This window comes from Massiliimalia massiliensis (assembly GCF_900155615.1).
GTDB lineage: Bacteria > Bacillota > Clostridia > Oscillospirales > Ruminococcaceae > Massiliimalia > Massiliimalia massiliensis.
On the sequence record NZ_FUHT01000003.1, the window covers coordinates 721,402 to 746,634 of the forward strand.

Consider the following 25,233-nt stretch of genomic DNA (forward strand, 5'->3'; position numbering starts at 1 on the left):
TTTATTAAAGCAAACGTGTACGCATTATCTTGGTTCAAGCCATCCTTCGCGGGGCTTGACATGGAAAGCATCTGCAATCTGCCAAAGCTGATCATCCGTGATTGATTGCAGGATTGGCCGGGTCATAATCTTAATGTAAATTTCGGCGGCCTTTTCAACTGTTTCAATCAGCCCGAACGCCTCGTCGATATCCCGCCCGGTACCGAAAATTCCATGCTGTCCCCAGACCACCAGCCGGAATTCCTTCATTTTATCGGCGGTCACCCTTCCGATTTCATCTGTACCGCAGAGCATCCAAGGGAGTACGGCAACGCCGTCCGGAAATACTACCATGCATTCTGTACACATCCGCCACAGCGTGCGGGTGAATTCCCGTTCGGTCAGGTCATGTACAAAGGTCATGGCGATTACGTTGGTAGCATGGGTATGGATGACAACCCGATGAAGCGGGTCGGCCTTTAACCGTTCAATATGGGTCATAAAATGGGCGGAAAGCTCGCTGGTCGGTCTGCCGCCGTCGGCGTATCCCCAGATAAGATCGACGCCTTTTCCGTCCTCCCGTACTCTGAGCAGGCCGAGATTGTTTTCCGGATCGTCATAGACGTTTTTAAAGTACTTTCCCGTACCCGTCACGACAAAATAGCGTCCGGCCAGCTCGCCTGCGTCAAACTCCATTGGAATGAAACGAATCGTCTTGCTGGTGTCAAAATAGCTTTCTGCTTCTTCCTCCGACATGATACAGCTAATATTTCCGCCGTTGCGCTCATCCCAGCCCAACCGGTACAGGTTTTGCGCGAGAAGGCGTATTTCGCGGATCAGAGGAGCTTCTTTGATACAATTCATGTTGATCGATTCCTTTCTAGCGTTTTCTCAAAACATCCGCTTCGTATTGACGGATTTCATCAAACCAGGCGGTTCCGCTGGGAACACCCATCTGGGCGCAGTAGTAATCCCATACCGCGCCGAAGGGATAGGTTTTATATTCTTCGGTCAGGGCCAGACGGGAGGTGTAGTCTCCGTCCAGTTCAAGCTGCTTTAAGGTGCCGGTCGGTTCCAGCAAGGCGCGGAGCAGGGCCTTTAAAAGGTTTCTTGTTCCGATGACCCAGGCGGCGACCCGGTTGATGCTGGCGTCAAAGAAGTCCAGTCCGATATGAGTACGCTCCAGAAGCCCGCCGCGCACGAGAGACTGTGCGATTGCGTTGAGCTCGTCATCGAAGATGACCACATGGTCGGAATCCCATCTAACCGGGCGGCTGACATGGAGAAGAAGCTCCTTTGTATAGAGCAGAACAGATGGGATTTTATCCGAGATAACCTCGGTCGGGTGGAAATGTCCGGCGTCGAGGCAATATGCCTTGCCGCGGGATACTGCGTAGCCCAGGCAGAATTCATTGGAACCGACGGTATAGCTTTCCGCACCTATCCCAAACACCTTGCTTTCGACTGCGTCCAGGTTATACTGGGGATCCATCGGCTCGGAAAAGACCTCGTCCAGGGCGGTCATCATCCGATGCCGCGGCGCTTCCCGGTCAATCGGGATATCCTTGTAGCCGTCCGGGAACCAATAATTGGTGACGCATTTCTGTCCGAGCTCCCTGCCGAAATAATCTCCGATGCGGCGGGAACGCTTGCAGTGTTCAATCCAAAATTCGCGCACCTTCTCGTCCGCGCTCGAGATGGTAAAGCCGGTATCAGCCATGGGATGGGAGAAGCAGGTTGGGTTAAAATCAAGGCCCAGCCCCTGCGCCTTTGCCCAGTTGACCCAGCTTTCAAAATGTTTCGGTTCGATTTCATCGAGATCAATTTTTTCCTCTGTATCCGCATAAATTGCATGCAGGCTCAGCTTGTGTTTTCCGGGGATGCAGGACAATGCCTTTTCGATGTCCTGCCGCAGTTCCTTGATATTGGTAGCTTTTCCCGGATAGTTTCCAGTAACCTGGATCCCTCCGGTCAGGGCATTGTCCTGGAACAGGAACCCGTTGATATCGTCGCCCTGCCAGCAATGGAGTGAAACCTTGATCTGTTTGAGCTGCTCCATTGCCTTTTCAGTGTCTACACCGATTGCGGCATACTGTTCTTTTGCAAGCTCATATGCTTGCCGCAGTTTTTCGTTCATGAATTTCCATCCTTTCTATTTGGGTATAGCCTCTGAAGCTTGAAAGGAATTCCGTTTCAAACCTTATTGGAGTATTTTTAAGAATTCCGTATAGGCTGCTTCCCATACTTCCGGCTGGGAAGGCAGATATTGCTTGAGCTTGGTTGAGCAGGTGACAGCCTTTCTGGCACCCGATGCGCCGTCGAGCATGCCGGCCGCGATGAGCTGCACGGAGATATTGCCCATAGCTGTGGCCTCCGCAGGGCCGGCCAGAATCGGAATGCTGCAGGCGTCGGCCGTGAGCTGGCACAGCAGGGTGTCTTTTATCCCGCCGCCGATGACATGAATATGATGAAATTCCTTTCCGGTCAGCCGATGGAGTGTTTCAAAGGTATAGCGGTATTTCATGGCAAGACTCTGATAGATGCAGCGCATGATTTCGCCGCGCGTCTGCGGGACATACTGTCCGGTTCGTTCGCAGAAGGCCCGAATCCTTCGGGGAAGATTGCCCGGAGTTTCAAACTCCGGCGCGTCAATATCGATATAACAGCAAAATGGCTTAGCCTCCAGCGCCTCGTTTTCCAGAGTATCATACCCGCACTGCGCTCCTTCGCGCAGCCATTGCCGTCTTGACTCCTGGATAACCCAAAGTCCCATAATATTCTTGAGAAACCGCGTTGTTTTTCCGTAACCGGTTTCGTTGGTAAAGTTGGCTAGTTCCGCTTCCCTGGAGAGGACAGGCTCGTGAAGCTCTGTGCCGAAGAGCGACCAGGTTCCGCTGCTGATATAGGCAAAGTCAGGTGTAGAGGCCGGCACGCTAACCACCGCGCTGGCGGTATCATGGGTACAGACAGCCACTACCGGGACCGGTTCACAGCCAAACTCCTCGCAGAGTTCCGGCAAAAGGCTCCCATATTGCTCACCGGGCTGAATCATGGGTGGAAACAGGCTTTCCGGCACCCCGATTTCTTTTAAAACCGGCTCGGCCCATTTTTTGGTCTTAGCGTCGAGCAGATTGCTGGTGGAGGCAATTGTCATTTCGCAGCGTTTTTCTCCTGTGAGGAAATAGGCGAGCAGGTCGGGCATAAACAGCAGGGTTTTAGCCTGTGAAAGAAGCTGAGGCCGGTTTAAGGACAGATATTTTAACTGATAAAGGGTGTTGATCCTCATAAACTGGATTCCAGTCTGCGCATAGATGTCCTCTTTTGAAAGCTGGGCAAAAACGACCGGCGGAATTTCTTCTGTCCGCAGGTCACGGTAATGCACCGGGTTTTCCAGCAGAAGCCCTTTTTCGTCAATTAGTCCAAAGTCTACGCCCCAGGTATCAATCCCGATGGAGTCAAATCCGCCGGCCTGCACTGCCTTTGAGATGCCGGCTTTGATTTCGTGGAACAGCCGCAGCACATCCCAGTACAGGGTTCCGTGTATGGAAACAGGATCGTTGGAAAACCGATGGATCTCCTGCATGGAAATCACGCCGCCGTCCAGGATGCCGAGCATAGCGCGTCCGCTGGATGCACCGAAATCAAAGGCTAACACTTTTTTTGGCATTTGGTGAGTCTCCTTTCTGCATAATTTTTTCTAAGCTTATTATAAGCTTTATGATTGTTTCTTGTCTATCTCTGTTTATGAAATTGAAAAAATTGCAGGAATTTGCTATAATATAATCATAAGTAATCATAATTAAACAATATAATCGGAAGGAGTAGCGATAGTATGTTGATGGAAGCAAGGCAGCAGCAGATCTTGGAGCTGCTAAACCGAAGGAAGAGCGTGACGGTCAAGGAATTGAGCCAGGTGCTGTTTGTCAGCCCGGCAACAGTACGCCGGGATTTGTCAGTGATGGAAAAAATGGGCATGATCAAGCGTTCTCACGGTGGTGCAGTGCTGTTTGAAACCAATAATAATGAGACCTCAAGCTGGGTGAGAGAACAGGAGAATATCCATAAGAAGAAAAAAATTGCCAAGCTGGCTCTTGACTTTTTTCGTCCGGACTGCTCTGTGTTTCTGGATTCCAGCAGCTCTGCGGGAGCAGTGATCCCGCTCTTAAAATCTCTGCCCTGTACAGTGATTACCAACGGATTGAAAAATGCGCTGTTGCTTTCTCAGCAGTGTCCGGCAAAAATTTACATAACGGGAGGAACGGTGAACAGCCAATCCAGCTCTGTCGTGGGATCGGACACCATCCAGCAGCTGGAGCAGCTTAATACGGATTTGGCAATGGTATCCTGCGGCGGATTAACGGTAAATAACGGTGTGATGGACGCCTCTTTTGAACAGGCAGTGCTAAAGCGGGCGATGCTTTCCCATGCGAAGGTAAGAGTTTTGCTCTGTGACAGCAGCAAGTTTGGAATCAGCCTTTTGTGCCGTACCTGTGGCTTTGACCAGGTGGACTATATCCTTACCGACTGTGATCCGGGAGAGGACTTTCTCCTTGCCGCGGCAAGGGGAGGCTGTGAAGTCCTGTGGAATAATCCTTAAATAAACAAAAAATATTTTCTTTTTCTTCCGGCGCGATTAAGGAATTCTTAAGTATTGGGTGGTAAGATAAGCATGTCAAATCAATCAGGATACTATTTCCGGAAATAGTAAAAAATAATAGTTGACAAATCAGGAAAAAAGATGTACTATTTGTATTATGATAGTAATACAATATTGAACGAAATAGGATGAATTTTCGTTCGGACATAAATAGAAAAGAAACGCCCTGTTTGAGAGCGTTTCTCGGATGAAATCCTGTTGAATGAGAAAGGATGAGTATCCTTGCAGAAGCTGCCCGCTGGGTTGGTTTCAAGAACGGGTTTCTTAGACGCCTCGGATAGAAGGAGAATGATTATGCTTACGATTAATATGGTTTCAAAGGCTGATATGGTACAGGGACAAGGCGTTTTGTCTGCGCATGATGAACAGGTAAGGCTTGTGAGGGAAGAATTATCCGACCGTTTCATTGTGGCGGAAAACAGCCGTTCTACCTGCGACATCACGCATTATCACACCATTAATCCGGAATTTTTGTTTGGCCTTCCGTTTGCAAAGCATAAGGGGACGGCGGTTGGCTATGTGCATTTTCTGCCTGAAACGCTGGAAAACAGTATTCATCTTCCGCGTTTTATGAAACGGGCATTTTATTGGTATGTGCTCCGCTTCTATAAAAGTATGGACTACCTGGTAACAGTGAACCCCTATTTTATCGAGCGACTGGAGGCTTATGGGGTAGATCGCCGGAAGGTCAGCTACATCCCGAATTTTGTTTCCTCCGAACAGTTTTACCCAATCCGGGATAAAGAAGGGCTGCGTAAAAAATATCAGCTTGATCCCGAAAAATTTACCGTGCTTTGTGTTGGGCAGCTTCAAAAGCGCAAGGGTGTGCTGGAGTTTTTGGAGATTGCGCGGAGCATGCCGCAGATGCAGTTTTTATGGGCGGGGGACTTTGCCTTTGGGAAAATCTCTGACGGATATGAGGAGATTAAAAAAGCAGTTGCAAATCCGCCGGAGAACGTGCGCTTTTTAGGATTGATTGAACGCAGCCGGATGAATGAAATATATAATCTGGCAGACGTCATGTTTCTGCCGTCCTATGAGGAGCTGTTTCCGATGACGATTCTGGAATCGATGAACTGCGGCGTGCCGATCCTGCTGAGGGATCTGCCGATTTATGAAGATATCCTCTTTGATTATTATCTCAGGGCGGATGATAACGAAGGCTTTATGGGATGTCTTACCAGGCTTTCTGCTGACCGGGGCTACTATCAGGCCGCGTCGGAAAAATCGATGGAGGGACATATCTTTTACAGCCGCGAGCATGTGGCAAAAATGTGGCGTTGTTTTTATGAGGCGGTTGCTGTGAAGGAAAAAAATATTAACCCCAAGCTTGCCGATCTTCCTCGGCTGGTTTAACGCGGTGAAACCATTTAAAAATGGATCAGGGGAGTGAAAAAAATGAAAAAACAAACATGGAACTGGATTATTATCCTGTTGTTTGCGGGTGCGCTGATCGGTTCGCTTTTTATGGCGGATAAGCCTCAGAATATCTGGAAGGCGTTGGTTGCCGCAAAGCCTGCCTTTCTGTGGGGAGCAGTACTCTGCATGGTGGGATATTGGCTGTTTGAAAGCATTGCGCTCTATCTGATGGCAAACAGGATGAATCAAAAGCTGAGCTTTGCCGAAAGTGTAAAAACCTCGATGGTAGGCCAGCTCTTCAACTGTATCACGCCCTTTGCCAGCGGCGGACAGCCGATCCAGGCATACCGTCTGAAGCAGTGCGGGATTCCAGTTGGGAAGGCATCCTGTATTCTTCTGGCAAAGTTTATCGTCTATCAAGTAATCTTGACCGTTTATTCACTGGTTCTGATTCTGCTCCGATTTTCTTTCTTCGTTTCGGAGGTTTCCCGGTTCGAATATCTGGTACTGCTTGGTTTTGGTGTAAACTGCCTGGTTGTGCTGATGCTGATCGGGATTGGATTCTTTCCGCGTACCAGCAGGAAAGCACTGTATGGGCTGACCCGCTTGCTGTCTAAAATTCATTTGGTGAAAAATGAGGCTGAGATGCGCGCAAAGGTCGACAAGGAGATGGACGAGTTTTATGAAACCTTCCGTGAGCTGAAAACCAACCTGAAAATGCTGCTTGCTCCCTGCCTGATTACTGTGCTGCAGCTAACTGTTTTCTTTACTGTCCCATACTGCATCTGCCTGGCATTGGGTGTAGCAAACCCACAGTACCTGACCATTATCAGCGCGGCGGCGTTTGTATTGATGATCTCCTCTTTTATCCCGCTTCCAGGCGGATCCGGAGGAGCGGAGGGCGGATTTTATCTGCTGTTTTCCATGTTCTTCCCAACAGCCGGTCTGGTGGCGATCACCATTGTGCTATGGCGCGTAATGACCTTTTACCTGCCTATCGTTGTAGGGTTTGTATTCAGCAAGCTAAAGGTGAGCAAGGGCAAAAGGATATCTCTTGCAAAATGATAACATCACGATAATGTGCTGCTCTCAATATAAAATCGCAAAGACGCCGGTTCTGTTTTACAGAACCGGCGTCTTTGCTTTTATGTGGACGATAACAGTGGATTGTCATTGATAATACTGATGATAAAGCGGAACAGGGCCTGTGCCTTGGAATCCGGATAGCGCTTGTCGTTTTCGCTGTACCGCAGCTCGGAGAGCTGCTCCATCACAGAAATGGCTTCATGATCAGACAAGCTTAGGAAATCACCTTTTCCCTCTGGCTGGATGCACAGACGGTAGTCGTATTCAGCATGAATGACGCTGCCGGGCTTCAGCGTTGTTTTCACGATTTGCAGTAGAAGAAGACGTCCCTGCTTCAAATCACAGAGGAATGCCTCGGATGGAGAGTCTAGCCCATATTCGTTCCGGTAATGGTCAAATTGTTTTTTCACAGCAAGGCTGTCGAGCCGCTTGGCAGGGCGCCAGCGGATTAAATTTTTTTTCGTTTCCTCGATCAGCTTGTCAGTAAATAATTCCAGTAATGAGCGTTCCGTATCAACCGCCTGCCCTTTCAGATATTGGACTGGAAAGTCCGTCCTTATCATACCACAAGAGGAAAAAAGATGCAATTCTTTCTCTGCATTTTCTTGCTGGACTGATACAGGAACTGTGAGCTTACAATCAGTTTGAATCAGAACAGGCAAAAAGCAGGGGACAGGGATCACCCGCCATCCTGCTTTTTGCTTTTATGAAATGGAGAAAATATGGTGTCAGTGTTTTTCAGGCAGTTCCAGAATCCTTTTACAGAGGGGATTAAGCAAGCGCTTACAGCTTCCGCATTTCTGGTCAGCCTGTTGGATTGTTGCAATCAGCCCGGCTTTCTCTCCTGTTCCTGCCAGTCAACTACTGGGACAGCGATGAGATTTCAAGCCGGATACCGCACACGATTCCATAATTTCCTTTCACCCGTCCCGCCTTGTCAAGCATTCGGGTTGGTTATTTCGGAAATATGAGTTTCTCGCTGCCTATTTTACCTTTGCCGCGTATTTTTCCAGATGGCTGCAAACCATGTTGAGTAATTTGTCCCCATCTCCATGATAAGCGATATCAATCGGATATTTTGGGTCTGCAATTGGACGGTGATCGACAACAAGCTGACCATCTGCGATCCCGCCGGAAATGTCAATGTCGGCTGCCTCCCGGCGGACATCAGTTAAAACTGATTTATCAATTGCCGCGCAAACCGCCAGTACATCATGAATTGGGGCGCGTTTTTCCTTTCCAAATACATTGGCAGCATTTGTGGTATCGATATAGTGCCGGATGATTTCAGCAGTGAATTTTGCCGCCGGATTTCCAATTGCCGCAATCCGTTCTACATCCTCATACCCGAATTGGGAACTGCAGGTTGCGTCTAGCGTCACCATGGTGACGGGAACGCCGGAATGAAGCACAATCTTGGCCGCATCTGGATCATTGAACACATTGACCTCGGCGCAGGGAGTAACGTTATTGATAGATACACCGCCGCCCATAAAGACGACTTCTTCAATATTTTCCGCGACCGAAGGATCCATCCGGAGCACCATCGCGAGATTAGTCATCGGGCCGACAGGGATGATGGTGATTTTTTCTTCCGCATATTTTAAGGTTTCCCAGAGCCATACGCAGGCAGGCTTCTCCTGCGCTCTGCTGGTTGGTTCTGGCAAAGGCAGATCGTTTTCATGAATGAGCATTGTTTTCCCATCGACTACAACCTTTGGGACGATCCGGCTGTTATTAGCCTCCCGGCCGGGAAGGAGATTCTTCACCATGGGCTCCGGACAGCCGGCAAATACCGGGACGTCTGCTTTCAGCAGGTCAACAACGCGAAGCGTATTTTTGAGCGTGTATTTCAGCGCACAGTTTCCGAATGAAGCCATAATTCCCAGTACGTCCAGTTCGTCGCAGAGCAGGGCCGAGATAATGGCAACCGCATCGTCTGATCCGGTATCCACATCAAGGATTACCTTTTTGAGCTTTCTGTTCAAATGAACACCCCTTTTCCAAGCAATTTGACATCAATTTTGTGACTTCATCATACCACATCGGAAAAAGGAAACGGAAGCGTTTTCTAACCAAAAAGCAGAGGTGACTTTTGTCACCTCTGCTAAAATAATCTGTTATTCTTCCCACTTTTGTGCGTGTGCTTCGTTCCAAATCTCCGGATCACCTACATGAACCTCGCTGGAGCGGAATACCGGATTCTTTCCGGCTTTTCGCTGGGCGGAATAATCCTTCAGGGCGGTCAGGGCTTTTTTCCCAAGCAGAAGAATTACCACCAAGTTTACAATCGCCATCAGCCCCATCAGGATGTCTGCGAGGCTCCATACAGTGGAAAAGTCCATTAATGCGCCGATAAAAACTGCGGCGACACAGGTACAGCGAAAGATAAACAACCCGGTTTTAGAGTTACGGATAAACTTGAAGTTGGATTCTGTGTAATAATAGTTTCCAACCAGCGAGCTGAAGGCGAAAAGGAAGATAGAAATTGTAATAAAGAGCGGCCCGATTTTTCCGATTTGGTTTGAAACTGCCGCCTGGACAAAGTCCATTCCTCTGAGATCTTCGCTGATCCCGACTCCGGACAGCAGCAGCATAAAGGCTGTGGTGGAACAGATCAGAATGGTGTCGATAAATACGCTCAGCATCTGTACCAAGCCCTGCTTAACCGGATGGGAGACATCCGCGGCCGCCGCGGCGTTCGGGGCGGAGCCCATCCCGGCTTCGTTGGAATAAAGGCCGCGCTTAATGCCCTGCATCAGACAAGAACCGGTGAACCCGCCGAAAATCGCTTGGAAATTAAATGCCTGGGAAAAAATTTTCCCAAACATGTCCGGTACGGCATCAAGGTTGCGGAAGGTAATAAATAATCCCATTCCGATATAAATGACAGCCATCACCGGGACGATTGCGGAGACAATCCCGCTGATCCGGTGGACGCCGCCGAAGATAACAAGCCCGGTTAAAAGAGCTAGGATACCGCCTACAACCCAGGGCCAGAAGCTGGTGTCATAGTCCGGAATATAGTACTTCAGAGAAGAGCCCGCGTTAAAAGCCTGCAGAGCGTTAAATCCATATGCGAAGCAGGCGATTAGGAGCACTGCAAATACGATCCCCCACTTCCGGCTGCCCAGCGCTTTCTGAATATAATAAGCCGGCCCGCCGATATAGTCGCTCCCCTTTTTCTCTTTATAAAGCTGTGCCAGCGTGCTTTCAATAAAGGCGGAAGCCGCGCCGATCAGCGCCAAAAGCCACATCCAGAAAATAGCGCCGTAGCCGCCTATTGCAGTGGAGGCTGCGACCGCGGTGGCAACCCCGGCTATATTTCCGGTGCCGACCCGGCTTGCGGTGGAAATCATCAATGCCTGGAAGGAAGAAATATCTTTTCCGTCTTTTTTCTTTTCTGACAGTACCCGGATTGCTTCGGGAAACATCCGGAACTGCACGAATTTTGTTCGGAAAGAGTAGTAAAGTCCTACGAATACCAGCATAATAATCAGAATATACGTATACAAAAAGTCGCTGGCATTTCCCAAAAAGCTGTTGATCCCTGCTAAAAAATTGTCAAACCAGTTCATAAAGATTCCCCTTTCTGTTCTGTCTAAAGGTCAGTCAAAAGCAATTATAACATAGGAATTTCATCTTGTCGACAAAAATTTCAATTTTCATAAAAAATCCCTCCTGTCACCTATTTTTCTTTGCAGGAGAGATTCTATTCTTAAATTTCACGAACCGTATGGTGCGCCTGCTGCTTGGCCGCCCACGCAATGTTGTAGGAATGGTCGCCCACGCGCTCCAGGTCATGCAGGACTTTGGTAAATACTACGCCGGATTCGGTATTGCACTCCTGGTTGCGCAGCCGGTCGATATGATGATCCTGTGCCTCGAGCGTGAGCTGGTCAATCGATTCCTCCAGGCTGTGCAGCCTGATTTCTTCCTCGTCGGAAAGCTCACTGTTGAGGAAAGCGCCGATTGCGCAGTCAAACAGCAGGAGACTCCGTTCATAAATATCCACGACCTCGTCCTTGGCATAATCGGAATAAATCAGCCCCTTATTCATGCAGTATTCCGTCCGCTCCAACAGGTTGATTGCATGGTCGCCAATGCGTTCCAGGTCATTGATGACATGGAACAGCTTTCCGATATACTCGGAAACACTGTCTGACATTTCCAGCGTGTTGACCTTTACCAGGTAATCGGTAATGGAATGGTTGAGGAAGTTAATCAGATCTTCCTGATCCCTGATACGCTCCGCGTACTTTAAGTCCTTGTTTAAAAAGCCCTCCGCGGCAGTGACCAGATTATCCCGTACCATACTGCCCATTCGTTTGATCTCCTGCTGAACCTGCAAAATAATAACACTCGGCGAAGCAGCAAGGTTCTGGTCAATATATAGAAACCGGCGTTCACTTTCATGCTTCTGCTTCGGGATCACCCGGTAGGAAAGACGGACGATTGCATTGGTGAAGGGGAGCAGCACCAATGCAGTAACAATTTTGAAGATGATATGACAGACGGCAACCTGCGTCACCTCACCGGGCACAAAGGCCTCGATCCAGTCGATATATGGGGTAAACATCGTGACCGGAACAAAGATCAACGCCCCAAAGATATTATAGAAGAAATAGATAAACGCAGCCCGCTTGGCATTGTTTTTTGCATTGATAGCGGAAAGAAAGGGCGGCATTGCCGAACCAATATTGATTCCGGCAATCAGATAGGAAGCAAATCCGACCGGCATCATACCTTGCAGGGCAAGAGCCTGCAAAACGCCGACCGCAGCCGATGAGGACTGGATTACCGCGCACATCAGCGTCCCGACCAGGACACCGACAATAGGGTTGTTCGCACTGGTGATAAAATTCTGAAAGGACTCCATTTCCTTGAGCACTGACATGGCGGAACTCATGGTGTGCAGTCCTTGGAACAGGATACCGAACCCTAAAATCACCTGCCCGACATGCTTGTAATTCGAACGTTTGGAATAGAGCATCAGAACCGCGCCGATAAAGATACAGATCGGTGCAATGACAGAGACGTCCAGCGCAATCAAAATACTGGTCATGGTTGTCCCGATGTTGGCCCCGATAATCACGCCGGTTGCCTGGGCAAGATCCATGATTCCCGCATTTAAGAACCCCATGACCATGACCGTTGTCGCTGAAGAGGATTGGATTACCGCTGTAACCAGAGTCCCGACCAAAAAGCCTAAAAACGGATTCCTGGTGAGCTTTTCGAGAAGATTATTCATCTTCGGGCCGGCTGCGGCCTCCAAACCATCTCCCATAAATTTCATTCCAAACAGGAAAGCGCCCAGCCCACCTATCAGCATGAAGATATTTGACAGGCCCATAGAATCCTCCTATCTCATCGGTGTGTAATTAATATGTAATAGATAAGTAAAAAATTCGTAAATTCCCACATCTACTATGGTAACGAATTTAATAGGGAAATGTCAATATAAAAAGCGATTTTTCTATAAATCTTCAATAATTTGTACCAATTTGTCGGAAATTTTGTGAAATTATATTTTTTTGCATTTTTACTTGCAAAAATTCTGAAAAAAGGGAAAATAATTCTTGCAGGATGGGGCTGGTTCCGATATACTAAAGATAACAGAAAGACAAAGGAGAGGACATCATGAAAAAGGCAAACGCATGGGCGCTGCTTCCAATTCTTCTGTTTTTAGTTGTATTCATTGGAAGCGGTATTTTGTTTCAGGACTTTTATGCAATGCCGGCAGTAGTCGGTTTTCTGATTGCATTAGTCGTAGCATTTATCCAAAATCGGAAACGGACTTTTCAGGAAAAGCTGATGGATGTTACCCAGAATATGGGAGACTCCAATGTGATGATCATGTGCCTGGTATTTATCCTCGCCGGCGGGTTTTCCGGTGCGGTACAGGCTGCGGGCGGGGTTGACAGCACTGTCAACTTTGCACTTTCGATCCTGCCTCCAAACGTAGCGGTGGCGGGGCTGTTTGTCATCGGGTGCTTCATTTCAACAGCAATGGGGACATCAGTCGGGACAATCGCCGCACTCACTCCGATTGCAGTCGGGATCAGCGATAAAACGGGGATTGCCGGGGCGCTCTGCGTGGGCGCGGTGGTATCCGGCGCGATGTTTGGGGATAACCTTTCCATGATTTCCGATACGACAATCGCTGCGACACGTACGCAGGGATGCGATATGAAGGATAAATTCCGGGAGAACCTGAAGATTGTGCTTCCGGCGGCTTTGGTTACCCTTGTTCTGTTTTTGATTTTGGCACGGGGCGGAAATTATCAGGTTGCCGGAGACTTGGAATACAATGTCTTTAAAATCCTGCCTTACTTGGTTGTTTTGGTCGGCGCCCTGATTGGGGTAAATGTATTCCTGATCTTGGTAATTGGGATTGTGCTGTCATTGGTGGTTGGAGTTGCAACCGACGCCATTGCGCTTGACGCGATCTTCCGGGTGGTTTTCGAAGGCCCGGATGGAAAGGGTGGCGTGCAGAACATGTATGACATTACTGTTATTTCGATTGTGGTCGCCGGAATTATTGGGCTTGTAAAGGCAAACGGCGGGATTGAATTTATCTTGCAGGGGATCAAAAAGCATGTCCATACACAGAAGGGCGCCCAGGTCGGGATTGCGGTACTCAGTTCGCTGGTAGACATTTCTACGGCAAACAATACCATTGCGATTGTAATGGCGGGGCCGATTGCGAAGGATATCTCCGAGGAATTCCATATCACACCCAGAAGAACCGCCGCGCTCCTGGACATCTTCACGTCGGTTTGGCAGGGAATTATCCCGTATGGCGCACAGCTTCTGTATGCAAGTGCGGGCGCTGCGGCTGTTGGCCTGGCGGTCACGCCGATCGACCTGCTGCCGTACCTGTTTTATCCGATTTTGATGGCGGTCAGCGCGCTGGGCTTTATCTTGTTTTTCGGAGGACGGAAAAAGAAAGGGGAAAAGCAGCCTGAATAAGAAGAACAGAGAAAGCGTCCAAACACAACCTATGTTTGGACGCTTTTCCTATTTGCTGATATCAGGAAGCTTCTGAAGGAGGAATTTCCCTGTGATAGAATGCAGTATCACTTATGTTGGACGTTCTCTGCCAAATTGTTTGCAGGATTTGGCTGGCTTTGACAAGCCTGGTTCTGCGCGGCGATAGTGGCGAGCGTGTCTCCTAATTGAGTAAATATAGCTGCGGCAAGCAGCATATTATCTGTTGAGAGATTGCAGGCAAGGCTGTTGGCAATCGCTGTGATTGTAGTGGTGAGTTCACAAGCGTTCAAAAAAACACCCCACTGACAGCATATGCAGAAAGGTGTGAATTTGTTGCCTGGCCTTTTAATCCAGCGGCTGTTTATTTCGGAGGGCAGGTATAACCTCCTGGCTTTCCTGATAGAATAAGAATGGGTGATACGATTATGTGGAAAAAAATCAAACCATTTGCTATTTCAATCAGTATTTCACTGGGCGTTGGGGTTCTCTCTGCGCTTTTAACCAACAAGAATATGGAGCTATACCAGGCGATTAATAGGCCGTCACTTTCTCCGCCATCCTGGCTGTTCCCGGCTGTATGGACAGTTCTGTATATCCTGATGGGGATCAGCAGCGCCCTGGTATGCCGGGAAAAAGCTAAGGAGTCGATTCTTGCGCTGCTGGTTTACGGGATTCAGCTTTTCGTTAATTTTTGTTGGACACTGCTGTTTTTTAATTTGAGAAGCTATTTATTTTCCTTTATATGGCTGATTTTCCTGCTGGCTCTGATTCTTTGGATGATTTATGAGTTTTATCGGGTTAACCGGCTTGCGGCACTGCTGCAGATTCCATATTTTTTATGGGTATTATTTGCAGGATATCTGAATTTGATGATCTATCTGTTAAACCGTTAAAGAGGAGAGGTATTTCACCTCTCCTCTTTATAACCCTTTTACATATTCAGTCGTCTGATTATTCGTTGTTGATAATCACCTTAATGGTCTCGCTCGGATGCTCTAATGCCCACCGGAAGGCCTCATCCGCGTGGTCGAGCGTATAGCGCTGGGTAATCATTTCTTTTCCTTTGATCCTGCCGTCGCCAAGCCAGGTCAACGCTGTGTCAAAGGCATTGGCATAACGGTTCACGCTGGTGTAGGTGAGTTCCTTGTCAATCATATCTGCTATATTCATTTCTACAACATTCCCGTTTGGCCAGCCCACCTGTACGGCACAGCCTCCCGGCCTTGTTACAGTGAAAAGCTGGGCGGTTGTTACCCGGTTTCCGGCAGTTTCAAAAGCGACCTCTCCGAGATTTTCCGGAGGGTTATTTACCGAGGCGGCATTGACCACTTCGTCGGCTCCCATTTTAAGCGCGGCCTGCAGGCGCTCCTCAACGACGTCTATACAGGTTACCTTACCTCCTCCGGCGGCTTTAAAGGCCTGGACGGTCAAAAGCCCGATCGGGCCGGCGCCTAAAACCACGCCGGCAGCCCCGAGCCGGAATTTTGCCCGTTGTACGGCATGAACCGCAACCGCAGCCGGTTCTGCCAAAGCGGCTTCCTCCATGGAAAGAGACTCCGGGACAGGGAACACGTAATTTTCATTGACGCAAATATAGTCGCAGAAGGTGCCGTTGATTGGCGGCGCGGACAGGAATATGACGTCAGGACAGAGGTTATATCGTCCTTCTTTGCAAAAATGGCAGTGCCCGCAGGGAATTCCCGGTTCTATCACCACACGGGCACCCGGTTCAAAACGTTTGGCGCCAGGGCCGTTTTCGATGATTATTCCGCTCGCTTCATGGCCAGGAACATAAGGCTGTTCAACGACAAAGTTTCCAAGCCTGCCCTCATGGAAAAAGTGAACGTCTGATCCGCAGATTCCGTTTGAGGCGATTTTAATCAATACCTCGTTTTCTTTGGGCTGTGGAATGGCTTCCTCTACCAGGTATAGCTGATGCTCCTTGTTTAAAAACAGGCGGCGGTTTTTGGGACACATATGCTTTCCTCCTTTTGGCTTTTATTTCTTGTTATGATCCGAAGCGATTCTCATATATCAGTATCGTAACACGATCAGGAGAAAATGACAATATGCTGTTCGATCGGTTTCTTATAAAATCTTTTTTGATCTGTAGTATGGCGGAAAAAATAAAAAATCTGCGATGAACATTATATTCATCGCAGATTTGGTGCGAAGGATGGGACTTGAACCCACACAGGATTGCTCCCACTAGAACCTGAATCTAGCGCGTCTGCCAATTCCGCCACCCTCGCAAATGTTGAAGCGTTGTCAACGAAATATATTATATCAGAATTTAAAAGGAAATGCAAGTATTTTTTTCGATTTTTTTCTTCCCGTTGAGATTCGGAAATCTGACTACTTTTTTCATCATTCTTTCAGATATTTAATTCCAATTTGACAAAGAACATTTCACGAACTTAAAAAGGACGGTGTACTGAGCAACACCGTCCTTTTTATTTGTTATGGGCCAATCTTATGACAAGTTATTTGCCGGATATTCCCAAATTAATCTTCACTGTCGGGCCTGTTGGCGCGCAGATGCTCATTGACACGGTATCCCAGCGTCATTAAGCTGTCTGTCAAATGCACATTTTCCACTACAACGTCGTCATAATGGAGCGCGAAATCATAGTGGCTGAAATTCCAGAAGCAGCGGATACCGCATTGGATCAGCCGCTCGCTTAAGGATTCTGCAGCAGCTTTGGGAATGGTGAGAATCGCCACATCAGTCGGATGGGACATACAGAAAGGAACCAGTTGGTCAGTGTCTTTGATTGTTAAGCCGGCAATCGCTGTACCAACCAGCTTTGGATTATTGTCAAATACTGCAGTAAGGTTAAACCCGCGCTGTCCAAAATCGAGATGGGAAAGGATTGCCTTGCCAAGGTTCCCGACTCCGATCAGGATGGTATTCAGTTTTTTATCCAGCCCAAGAATTTTGGCAATTTCTTCCCGCAGAGAAGCAACGTTATAACCATAACCCTGCTGGCCAAATCCGCCGAAGCAGTTTAAATCCTGCCGGATCTGGGAAGCAGTCAAGCCCATCCGCTCTGAAAGCTCGCGGGACGAAATCCGGTTAATTCCCGCTTTGGAAAGCTCTCCGAGAAAACGGTAATACCGGGGGAGACGCCGGATAACAGAGATAGAAACAGTTGGTTTTCCTGCCATGAAAGTGATCATTCCTCTCCAAAAATAAAAACTGTATTTCATGCCGCCGGGATATGCCCCGGACGAGCGGCATTGCGCGGGGATGCGACGAATTCTTTATCAGGTTACATCATAGCCTGCAGGCGTTCATTGACCGCCACCAGGAATTCTTCCGTATTGACCTTCTTTTTCCCTTCCAGCTTGGAAAGAAGGTACAGGTCTCCAGTCATGACGCCCTCTTCGATGGTCTGGATGGTTGCCTTTTCCAGCTTGTCAGCGAAGGCGGAAAGCTCTGGAAGCTGATCCAATTCGCCGCGCTTGCGCAGCGCGCCGGTCCAGGCGAACAGGGTAGCCACAGAATTGGTGGAAGTCACCTCGCCTTTCAGGTGCTTGTAATAATGGCGCTGAACAGTGCCGTGCGCCGCTTCATATTCATAAACTCCGTCCGGTGAAACCAGCACCGACGTCATCATCGCAAGACTTCCGTAAGCAGTGGCGACCATATCGCTCATGACGTCGCCGTCATAGTTTTTGCAGGCCCAAATATATCCGCCTTCTGAACGTACCACACGGGCAACCGCATCATCGATCAGGGTATAGAAATATTCAATTCCTGCCGCTTCAAATTTTTCCTTGTATTCCGCCGCATAGATTTCATTGAAGATATCTTTGAAGCGGTGGTCATATTTTTTCGAAATCGTATCCTTGGTAGCAAACCACAGATCCTGTTTGCTGTCCAGCGCAAAGTTAAAGCAGGCGCGCGCAAACGAACCGATGCTCTTGTCAATGTTATGCAGGCCCTGGATGATACCCGGCGTTGCAAAATCGTGGATCAGGCTGCGTTCCTCGCTGCCGTCCGCCTTAGTGACGACCAGTTCTGCTTTGGAACCGCCGTCTACCGCCATTTCTGTGTTTTTGTAAACGTCGCCGTAAGCGTGACGCGCAATGGTAATCGGCTTTGTCCAGGTCGGGATATACGGAGTAATCCCTTTGACAATAATCGGGGTGCGGAACACCGTCCCGTCCAGAATGGCACGGATGGTGCCGTTCGGAGATTTCCACATCTCAGAAAGATTATATTCTTTTACCCTGTCCGCATTCGGGGTAATGGTCGCGCATTTTACTGCCACGCCGTATTTTTTGGTTGCCTCCGCCGAATCAATTGTCACCTGGTCTTTGGTTTCATTCCGGTATTCCAGGCCGAGATCATAGTACTCAGTTTTTAAATCGATGTACGGTGTGAGCAGGATATCCTTGATCATTTTCCAGATCACACGGGTCATTTCGTCGCCGTCCATCTCGACGAGCGAGGTGGTCATTTTAATTTTATCTGCCATGGTTCGTTCCTCCTTGATCCATCCTTATGCTTGTTGTTTGGTATAGTTTAAAAGCCCGCCGGCAAGGAGAATATCCTTGCTTCTGCCGGAAAGGTCAGCATTAACCGGGATGACGAGATTTTTGGTTGCATTTTTGAGCACAACCGGCTGATCGTTTTCGATACAGCTTCGGATATCGGAAAGCTCCAGCTCGTCGCCCTGATCGATCAAATCATAATCACTTTCGTGTACAAAGGTGAGCGGCAGAATACCGGCATTGATCAGATTGGAGCGATGAATTCTTGCAAAGCTCTTCACAACAACCGCCTTCACGCCCAGGTAAAGCGGGACTAAAGCGGCATGTTCACGGGAGGAACCCTGTCCGTAGTTCGTACCGCCAACCACGATACTCTTGCCGGCCTCCATTGCGCGCTGCGGGAACGTAGTGTCGCAGACGCCGAAGCAGAACTGGGAGAGATATGGAATGTTGGAACGGTACGGCAGAATTTTTGCGCCGGCCGGCATAATATGGTCGGTCGTGATATTATCGCCGACCTTTAATACAGCCGGAGCCGCAATGCTTTCATCCAGCGGGGTGGTTACCGGGAACGGCTTGATGTTCGGCCCGCGAAGGATTTCCACCTTATCCGCTTCTTCCACAGGAGCAGGCGGGACGATCATATTATCATTAATCAGGAATTTTTCCGGAATGGTAAATTCAGGCATTTTTCCGAGTGCCTCTGTCGGATCGGTAAAGACGCCGGTCAGGGCGCTTGCCGCCGCGGTTTCCGGGCTGACCAGATAGACCTGGCCGTCAGCGGTGCCGCTCCGTCCTTCAAAGTTCCGGTTGAAGGTACGCAGGGAAATACCGCCGCTGTTCGGGGATTGGCCCATCCCGATGCATGGCCCGCAGGCACATTCCAGAATTCTTGCGCCAGCCGCAATCAAATCAGACAGCGCTCCGTTTTCCGCCAGCATGTTAAAGACCTGCTTCGAACCCGGCGCGATGGAGAGGCTGACATCCGGATGGCAGGTCTTGCCCTTGAGGATCGCCGCAACCTTCATCATGTCAAGATAGGAGGAATTGGTGCAGGAGCCGATACATACCTGATCAACCTTGTTGCCCGCGAGCTCCTGAATGGATTTGATATTGTCAGGGCTGTGCGGACATGCCGCCGCAGGCTTCAGCTCCGAGAGGTTAATATCGATTACCTTATCATATTCTGCGTCGTCGTCCGCCTTTAATTCCTTCCAAACGTCCGCGCGTCCCTGCGCCTTTAAGAAAGCGAGGGTTACTTCGTCGGACGGGAAGATCGAGGTAGTAGCGCCGAGCTCCGCGCCCATGTTGGTGATGGTAGCGCGTTCCGGGACAGTCAGGGTTTTCACCCCTTCTCCGCCGTATTCGATTACCTTGCCGACGCCTCCCTTTACAGTCAGTACCCGAAGCACCTCAAGGATAACATCCTTTGCGGAAACCCAGTCGGAGAGTTTACCGGTGAGGTTTACCCGCACTGTCTGCGGACAGGTGATATAATAGGCGCCGCCGCCCATTGCCACAGCAACGTCAAGGCCGCCCGCGCCGCAGGCGAACATCCCGATCCCACCGCCGGTCGGCGTGTGGCTGTCAGAGCCGATCAGAGTTTTCCCCGGAATTCCAAAGCGTTCCAGGTGAACCTGATGGCAAATCCCGTTTCCCGGACGGGAAAAATAAATACCGTGTTTCTTCGCGACTGACCCGATAAAACGGTGGTCGTCCGCATTTTCAAACCCGGACTGCAATGTATTATGATCAATATAGGCGACGCTGCGCTCGGTTTTTACCCGGTCGACTCCCATCGCCTCAAATTCCAAATATGCCATGGTACCGGTTGCATCCTGCGTCAGAGTCTGATCGATCCGAATCCCGATCTCAGTCCCTTTTTTCAGTTCACCGTCGACAATATGCTCTTTGAGGATTTTTTCAGCAATTGTATAGCCCATTCCAATAACCCCTTTCTTCTGCGTATCTTTATCTTTAAAAATCTACTTTAATATTGTATCTTTTTTTTTTCGTATTGTCAATCCATTCACAAAGGATCATAATGTATATTTATAAAGCTTGTGTGAATAATTTTGCATTTCATCCTTTGTGCCTCCTGGGAGGAGAGGTTTTTTGTGCAAAAAGCAATGGCCTGACCGCATGCCTGCAAAGGGAAAATGCCGGAGCATTTTTTATTTGCGTTTCCGTTCCATTTCCTGTAAGATAGAAACAGATTAATTGGATATGGAACGGAGGGGACAGAATGAAGGAGCTGATCCTGGATGACGGGAGCAGGCTGCTATACCAGCTTTCGGTCAAACGGGTAAAAAATATGAACCTGCGGGTTCGTCCGGATGGCAGTGTGTCTGTATCAGTCAGCCGGCGCATTTCTCAGAGGCAGGCGGAGGACTTTATTCGCAGCCACATTGATTGGATTCGCAGGGCGCAGTCACGTTCGCTCAAGCGGACGCCGGTTACCCTTCCGGCCGGACTGGTATCAGGAGACCTGCTGCGCTGGCAGGGAAAGGAATACGCGGCCCGTGTAGAAACGGCGGAGACGGAAGCCGTTATTGTGCAGCATGAGATCATTGTGGTCAGAGTTAAGGAAAACAGCCCGGAAGCGGCGGCGCAGGCTTACGTCAAATGGTACCGGAGAGAGGCTCGGGTTCTGCTCTCGGAGGCATTGGAGAGGGTCTGCCCCCGGTTTGCTGCAGAAGGCGTCCGGAAGCCGTCGCTTACGACAAGACTGATGGCTTCACGATGGGGAAGCTGTTCCTCCTCCAAGGGAAGAATAACGATCAATCTTTACCTCTGCCAGCTTCCGATAGAACTGGCGGAATTTGTCATTGGGCATGAGCTGTGCCACTTTCTCCACCCGAATCATTCCGCCGCCTTTTATGCGGATCTGGAGCGGATTATGCCGGGATATCATGCGGCGGACAGAAGGCTGAAGGAATATTCTATCTTGTAAATACAACTCAAAGATGGTAAAATAGAAAAAACAAACATCGGCAGGAGGGAACAGAGATGGCAGGCCAGCCAAAACACGTGCAGGTGAGCGATTGGATTAGGGAACGCATCCTTTCCGGCGAATTTAAAAAGGGAAGCAAGCTGCTTTCTGAAAACGAGTTGGCAAAGCGCTTTGGAATCAGCCGCCAGACCGTGCGGCAGGCGGTGGGGACTCTTGTCAACGAGCGGATGCTCGAACGCAGGCGGGGGAGCGGCACTTATATATCCTATCAGCCGAAGCCGATCCGGGAAAAGACAGGAAATATTGCTGTTGTGACAACCTATCTTGACAGTTATGTTTTCCCGGATATTATCCATGGGATCGAGCAGGTTTTAACTGCTGCCGGCTACCAGATGCAGCTGGGCATTACCTACAACCGGATCAAAAATGAGGGAAATGTCCTTTCCTCCATGCTGTCCGGACAGGTGGACGGATTTATTATTGAGCCGACCAAAAGCGCGTTCCCAAATCCCAATATTAAGCTTTACCAAAGGATGCTTGAGGAAGAAATCCCGGTTGTATTCCTCAACGGGTACTATTCAAACCTGGAAATCCCGCATGTTTCAATGGATGATTATATGGCAGGACGCATTGCAACCAAGGCAATGATTCAAAAGGGCCATCAGCGGCTTTTTGGTATTTTCAAATCTGACGATATCCAGGGGCATTTTCGGTTCAGCGGTTTTGTCAACTCAGTGCAGGACGCGGGGCTGTCCTATGATGACAGCGATGTGCTGTGGTATGTTACAGAAGATCTCAGACAGTTTTTTGCACCGGAAAACGACAGCTTTTTGCTTAAACGGCTGGAGGGGCACAGCGGGATTGTCTGCTATAACGACGAGGTTGCCTGCCTGCTCTGCGAAACACTGCGGCGGAATGGGAAAGGGGTGCCGGACGATTTTTCTCTGGTCAGCTTTGACAACTCTCAGCTGGCTACCTTTGGCGGATTATCCCTGAGCAGTGTAGATTATCCGTTCCAGGAAATCGGACGGACAGCCGCGGCCCAGCTGGTTGAGCGGCTGGAGGCAGGACGCGGGCCGATGGGCGCTTCCTTTTCCCCAAAACTGATCGAACGCGGTTCAATTTTGAAAATGAAAAAATAAATTGCCGGTAAAAAAGAAAATATCTATTGCATTTCCGGAGAAGATCAGGTATAATAAAAACAGAAAATAGTTGTATGTACAACTTGTAAACTGACAGGATAACGGAGGAAACAAGAATCATGGCAAAATACAGCGTTGGTGTTGATTTTGGCTCCCTTTCCGGTCGTGCGGTGATCGTCAATGTGGAAACTGGAGAGGAACTGGCTGATGCGGCGCTTGACTATCCCCATGCTGTGATGGACAAGGAACTCCCGGATGGAACGAAGCTTGGCGTAGATTGGGCGCTCCAGCATCCGCAGGACTATCTTGACGTGCTGGGGACAACCATCCCGCAGGTTTTAGAGCAGTCGGGCATATCCGCAGAGGACGTAATTGGGCTGGGAATTGATTTTACCGCCTGTACCGGTCTCCCTGTGAAGCGGGACGGTACGCCGCTCTGCTTTCTGGAGGAGTACCGCACAGATCCGCATGCATATGTCAAGCTGTGGAAGCACCATGCGGCGCAAAAGTATGCCAGCCGGATTAACGAGGTGGCGAAACAGCGCGGGGAGGTGTTCCTGAAGCGGTATGGAGACAAAACCTCTTCGGAATGGATGCTGCCAAAGGTGTGGCAGATTCTTGACGAGGATGAGACGCTCTATCAGGATATGGACTATTTTGTGGAAGCGGCAGACTGGGTAGTCTGGCAGTTGACGGGAGTGCAGACAAGAACCTCCTGCGCGGCTGGCTATAAAGCCCTTTACCACAAACAGACCGGGTATCCGAAGCATTCGTTTTATGAGGCGCTTGATCCGCGCCTGGCGGATTTCACAGAGGAAAAGCTGGGCGGCCCAATCTGCCCGATTGGAGATAAAGCGGGAGAAATCACCGGGCAGGCAGCCGCGCTGACCGGTTTAAAGCCGGGAACAGCAGTCGCGGTTGCCAATGTGGACGCGCACGTTACCGTACCGGCTGTAAAAATTGACGGCCCGGGTAAAATGCTTGCAATTATGGGTACCTCCACCTGTCATATGATTATCAGTAAAGAGGAAAAGGCGGTACCGGGAATCTGCGGCGTGGTGGAAGACGGGATTCTGCCGGGATTCTATGGATATGAGGCGGGACAGAGCTGTGTGGGCGACCATTTTGCATGGTTTATTGACAACTGTCTCCCCGCGGCCTATTTGGATGAGGCAAAGGAGCGGGGAATGAATATCCACCGCTATCTCCGGGAGAAGGCGGAGAAGCTCAGGCCGGGAGAGAGCGGCCTGGTCGCGCTTGACTGGTGGAATGGGAACCGTTCGGTACTGGTGGATGTGGATTTGACCGGAATGATTCTCGGGATGACTCTGCAGACGAAACCGGAGGAAATTTACCGCGCGCTGATTGAGGCGACGGCTTACGGAACCCGGAAAATCATTGAGACCTTTGAGGAAAGCGGCGTGCCGGTCAACGAGTTTTACGCTTCGGGAGGGATATCCCAGAAGGACCCGATGACCATGCAGATTTATGCGGACGTCATTCGCCGGCCGATCAAAATTGCTGGCTCCGCACAGGGCCCGGCGCTTGGCTCCGCGATCTTCGGCGCAGTGGCGGCCGGAAAGGAAAACGGGGGCTATGACAGCGTATTCGAAGCGGAAAAGGTCATGGGAAACCTCAAGGATATCACCTATTATCCGGATGCTGAGCATAGCGCGGTCTATGACCGGCTGTATGCGGAATATAACCTCCTGCACGACTATTTCGGGCGCGGCGCAAACGATGTGATGAAGCGCCTGAAACAGCTTAGGATTGAGGCAAAAGGAAAATAAGGGAAAGGAAGAGACGAGAAGATGTTAGAAGCACTGAAAGAGATTGTCTACCAGGCAAATATGCTCCTTCCGGCACATCATTTGGTGACCTTCACCTGGGGAAATGTCTCCGGGATTGACCGGGACAAGGGGCTGGTTGTCATTAAACCCTCTGGTGTGGAGTATGACGAGATGTCTGCAAAGGACATGGTGGTGGTTGACCTGGAAACTGGAAAAACAGCAGAAGGGGAGCTGAACCCTTCCTCTGATACGGCGACCCATCTGGAAATTTACCGAAATTTCCAGAATGTAGGCGGTGTAGTACATACCCATTCGCGCTGGGCAACCCTTTGGGCGCAGGCAGGGCGTGGAATTGCGCCATACGGCACTACACACGGGGATTATTTTGCGGATACCATTCCCTGTACGCGTGCGATGACTAACGAAGAAATTAATACCGAATATGAATTGAATACCGGTAAGGTAATTGTAGAGACCTTTCAGGATCAGGAGCCGGATTATATCCCGGCGGTGCTTGTAAAAAACCATGGGCCGTTTGCTTGGGGAACTGATCCCATGAACGCGGTACATAATGCGGTAGTCTTGGAAGAAATTGCGATGATGGCGGTTTACACAGAGCAGCTCATGGGTGATCAGGCCGAACCGATGCCAAGAGAGCTTTTAAACAAGCATTTCTTCCGAAAACATGGGCCGAACGCCTATTACGGGCAGAAAAAATAAAGGACGAAAAGGCTTGTGAGCTGTAAATTTGACAGCCAAACCTCTGCGTGGTAT

Annotated in this window: 20 protein-coding genes, 1 tRNA gene and 1 pseudogene; 9 read left to right on the plus strand and 13 right to left on the minus strand. The window is 49.5% G+C overall.

The genetic code is table 11. The features are described from left to right. Window positions 1-24: 24 nt before the first annotated feature. The 3 genes from rhaD to CZ360_RS07575 all read right to left on the minus strand — a co-directional run bounded on the left by rhaD (window position 25) and on the right by CZ360_RS07575 (window position 3,646). The gene (gene rhaD / locus CZ360_RS07565; protein WP_077533545.1) at window positions 25-843 is read right to left on the minus strand and encodes a rhamnulose-1-phosphate aldolase; all 819 of its coding nucleotides are present in this window, start codon (window positions 841-843) and stop codon (window positions 25-27) included. A 16-nt stretch (window positions 844-859) separates the two neighbouring features. Further along, complete coding sequence (gene rhaA, locus CZ360_RS07570; protein WP_077533546.1) at window positions 860-2,116, minus strand: L-rhamnose isomerase; 1,257 nt, start codon at window positions 2,114-2,116, stop codon at window positions 860-862. A 63-nt stretch (window positions 2,117-2,179) separates the two neighbouring features. Next, window positions 2,180-3,646 carry a rhamnulokinase gene (locus CZ360_RS07575; protein ID WP_077533547.1) on the minus strand — a complete coding sequence of 489 codons (1,467 nt, stop codon included), beginning with the start codon at window positions 3,644-3,646 and terminating at the stop codon, window positions 2,180-2,182. Between the two features lie 165 nt (window positions 3,647-3,811). On the opposite strand from CZ360_RS07575, the gene CZ360_RS07580 reads away from it, so the two are divergent. The 3 genes from CZ360_RS07580 (at window position 3,812) to CZ360_RS07590 (ending at window position 7,060) form a co-directional block, all read left to right on the plus strand. Next, complete coding sequence (locus tag CZ360_RS07580) at window positions 3,812-4,576, plus strand: DeoR/GlpR family DNA-binding transcription regulator (protein ID WP_077533548.1); 765 nt, start codon at window positions 3,812-3,814, stop codon at window positions 4,574-4,576. A 354-nt stretch (window positions 4,577-4,930) separates the two neighbouring features. Further along, the gene (locus CZ360_RS07585) at window positions 4,931-5,992 is read left to right on the plus strand and encodes a glycosyltransferase family 4 protein (RefSeq protein ID WP_077533549.1); all 1,062 of its coding nucleotides are present in this window, start codon (window positions 4,931-4,933) and stop codon (window positions 5,990-5,992) included. Window positions 5,993-6,034: 42 nt separating this feature from the next. Beyond that, entirely contained in the window at window positions 6,035-7,060 is a 1,026-nt protein-coding gene (locus tag CZ360_RS07590) for a lysylphosphatidylglycerol synthase transmembrane domain-containing protein (RefSeq protein ID WP_143530187.1), read from the plus strand. A gap of 80 nt (window positions 7,061-7,140) precedes the next feature. Here CZ360_RS07590 and CZ360_RS07595 read toward each other — a convergent pair whose 3' ends face one another. The 4 genes from CZ360_RS07595 to CZ360_RS07610 form a co-directional block, all read right to left on the minus strand. Then, window positions 7,141-7,644 carry a hypothetical protein gene (locus tag CZ360_RS07595; protein ID WP_143530188.1) on the minus strand — a complete coding sequence of 168 codons (504 nt, stop codon included), beginning with the start codon at window positions 7,642-7,644 and terminating at the stop codon, window positions 7,141-7,143. Window positions 7,645-8,064: 420 nt separating this feature from the next. After that, the gene (locus CZ360_RS07600; RefSeq protein WP_159438176.1) at window positions 8,065-9,069 is read right to left on the minus strand and encodes a nucleoside hydrolase; all 1,005 of its coding nucleotides are present in this window, start codon (window positions 9,067-9,069) and stop codon (window positions 8,065-8,067) included. A 132-nt stretch (window positions 9,070-9,201) separates the two neighbouring features. After that, window positions 9,202-10,659 (minus strand): alanine/glycine:cation symporter family protein, encoded by a 1,458-nt coding sequence (locus CZ360_RS07605; RefSeq protein ID WP_077533553.1) that lies wholly within the window; start codon window positions 10,657-10,659, stop codon window positions 9,202-9,204. 140 nt (window positions 10,660-10,799) lie between these two features. Then, the gene (locus CZ360_RS07610; RefSeq protein ID WP_077533554.1) at window positions 10,800-12,434 is read right to left on the minus strand and encodes a Na/Pi cotransporter family protein; all 1,635 of its coding nucleotides are present in this window, start codon (window positions 12,432-12,434) and stop codon (window positions 10,800-10,802) included. Between the two features lie 287 nt (window positions 12,435-12,721). Here CZ360_RS07610 and CZ360_RS07615 point away from each other — a divergent pair, with 287 nt between their 5' ends. Continuing rightward, window positions 12,722-14,053: a Na+/H+ antiporter NhaC family protein gene (locus CZ360_RS07615; RefSeq protein ID WP_077533555.1), complete on the plus strand. Its 1,332-nt coding sequence runs from the start codon at window positions 12,722-12,724 to the stop codon at window positions 14,051-14,053. A gap of 188 nt (window positions 14,054-14,241) precedes the next feature. Here the strand turns inward: CZ360_RS07615 and CZ360_RS14365 are convergent. Next, window positions 14,242-14,289 (minus strand): annotated as a pseudogene (locus tag CZ360_RS14365) (DUF6774 domain-containing protein); the annotation flags it as partial. 210 nt (window positions 14,290-14,499) lie between these two features. Between CZ360_RS14365 and CZ360_RS07625 the strand changes: the two are divergent. Next, window positions 14,500-14,967: a TspO/MBR family protein gene (locus CZ360_RS07625; RefSeq protein ID WP_077533799.1), complete on the plus strand. Its 468-nt coding sequence runs from the start codon at window positions 14,500-14,502 to the stop codon at window positions 14,965-14,967. Window positions 14,968-15,025: 58 nt separating this feature from the next. Here the strand turns inward: CZ360_RS07625 and CZ360_RS07630 are convergent, their stop codons facing one another. The 5 genes from CZ360_RS07630 to CZ360_RS07650 all read right to left on the minus strand — a co-directional run bounded on the left by CZ360_RS07630 (window position 15,026) and on the right by CZ360_RS07650 (window position 20,517). Continuing rightward, window positions 15,026-16,051 (minus strand): alcohol dehydrogenase catalytic domain-containing protein, encoded by a 1,026-nt coding sequence (locus CZ360_RS07630; RefSeq protein ID WP_077533557.1) that lies wholly within the window; start codon window positions 16,049-16,051, stop codon window positions 15,026-15,028. Between the two features lie 188 nt (window positions 16,052-16,239). Continuing rightward, window positions 16,240-16,326: transfer RNA gene (locus tag CZ360_RS07635), tRNA-Leu, on the minus strand. A 253-nt stretch (window positions 16,327-16,579) separates the two neighbouring features. Continuing rightward, on the minus strand, window positions 16,580-17,242 hold the full coding sequence (locus tag CZ360_RS07640) for a redox-sensing transcriptional repressor Rex (RefSeq protein WP_077533558.1): 663 nt from the start codon (window positions 17,240-17,242) through the stop codon (window positions 16,580-16,582). A 104-nt stretch (window positions 17,243-17,346) separates the two neighbouring features. Next, window positions 17,347-18,558 (minus strand): NADP-dependent isocitrate dehydrogenase, encoded by a 1,212-nt coding sequence (locus tag CZ360_RS07645; protein WP_077533559.1) that lies wholly within the window; start codon window positions 18,556-18,558, stop codon window positions 17,347-17,349. Between the two features lie 24 nt (window positions 18,559-18,582). Continuing rightward, window positions 18,583-20,517, minus strand: a complete 1,935-nt coding sequence (locus tag CZ360_RS07650) for an aconitate hydratase (RefSeq protein ID WP_077533560.1) — start codon at window positions 20,515-20,517, stop codon at window positions 18,583-18,585. A gap of 302 nt (window positions 20,518-20,819) precedes the next feature. Here CZ360_RS07650 and CZ360_RS07655 point away from each other — a divergent pair, with 302 nt between their 5' ends. The 4 genes from CZ360_RS07655 (at window position 20,820) to araD (ending at window position 25,179) form a co-directional block, all read left to right on the plus strand. Next, window positions 20,820-21,527 carry a M48 family metallopeptidase gene (locus tag CZ360_RS07655; protein WP_077533561.1) on the plus strand — a complete coding sequence of 236 codons (708 nt, stop codon included), beginning with the start codon at window positions 20,820-20,822 and terminating at the stop codon, window positions 21,525-21,527. A gap of 56 nt (window positions 21,528-21,583) precedes the next feature. Further along, the gene (locus CZ360_RS07660) at window positions 21,584-22,669 is read left to right on the plus strand and encodes a GntR family transcriptional regulator (RefSeq protein ID WP_077533562.1); all 1,086 of its coding nucleotides are present in this window, start codon (window positions 21,584-21,586) and stop codon (window positions 22,667-22,669) included. 119 nt (window positions 22,670-22,788) lie between these two features. After that, entirely contained in the window at window positions 22,789-24,459 is a 1,671-nt protein-coding gene (gene araB, locus CZ360_RS07665) for a ribulokinase (RefSeq protein WP_077533563.1), read from the plus strand. A gap of 21 nt (window positions 24,460-24,480) precedes the next feature. Next, complete coding sequence (araD, locus tag CZ360_RS07670; protein ID WP_077533564.1) at window positions 24,481-25,179, plus strand: L-ribulose-5-phosphate 4-epimerase; 699 nt, start codon at window positions 24,481-24,483, stop codon at window positions 25,177-25,179. Window positions 25,180-25,233: the final 54 nt, after the last annotated feature.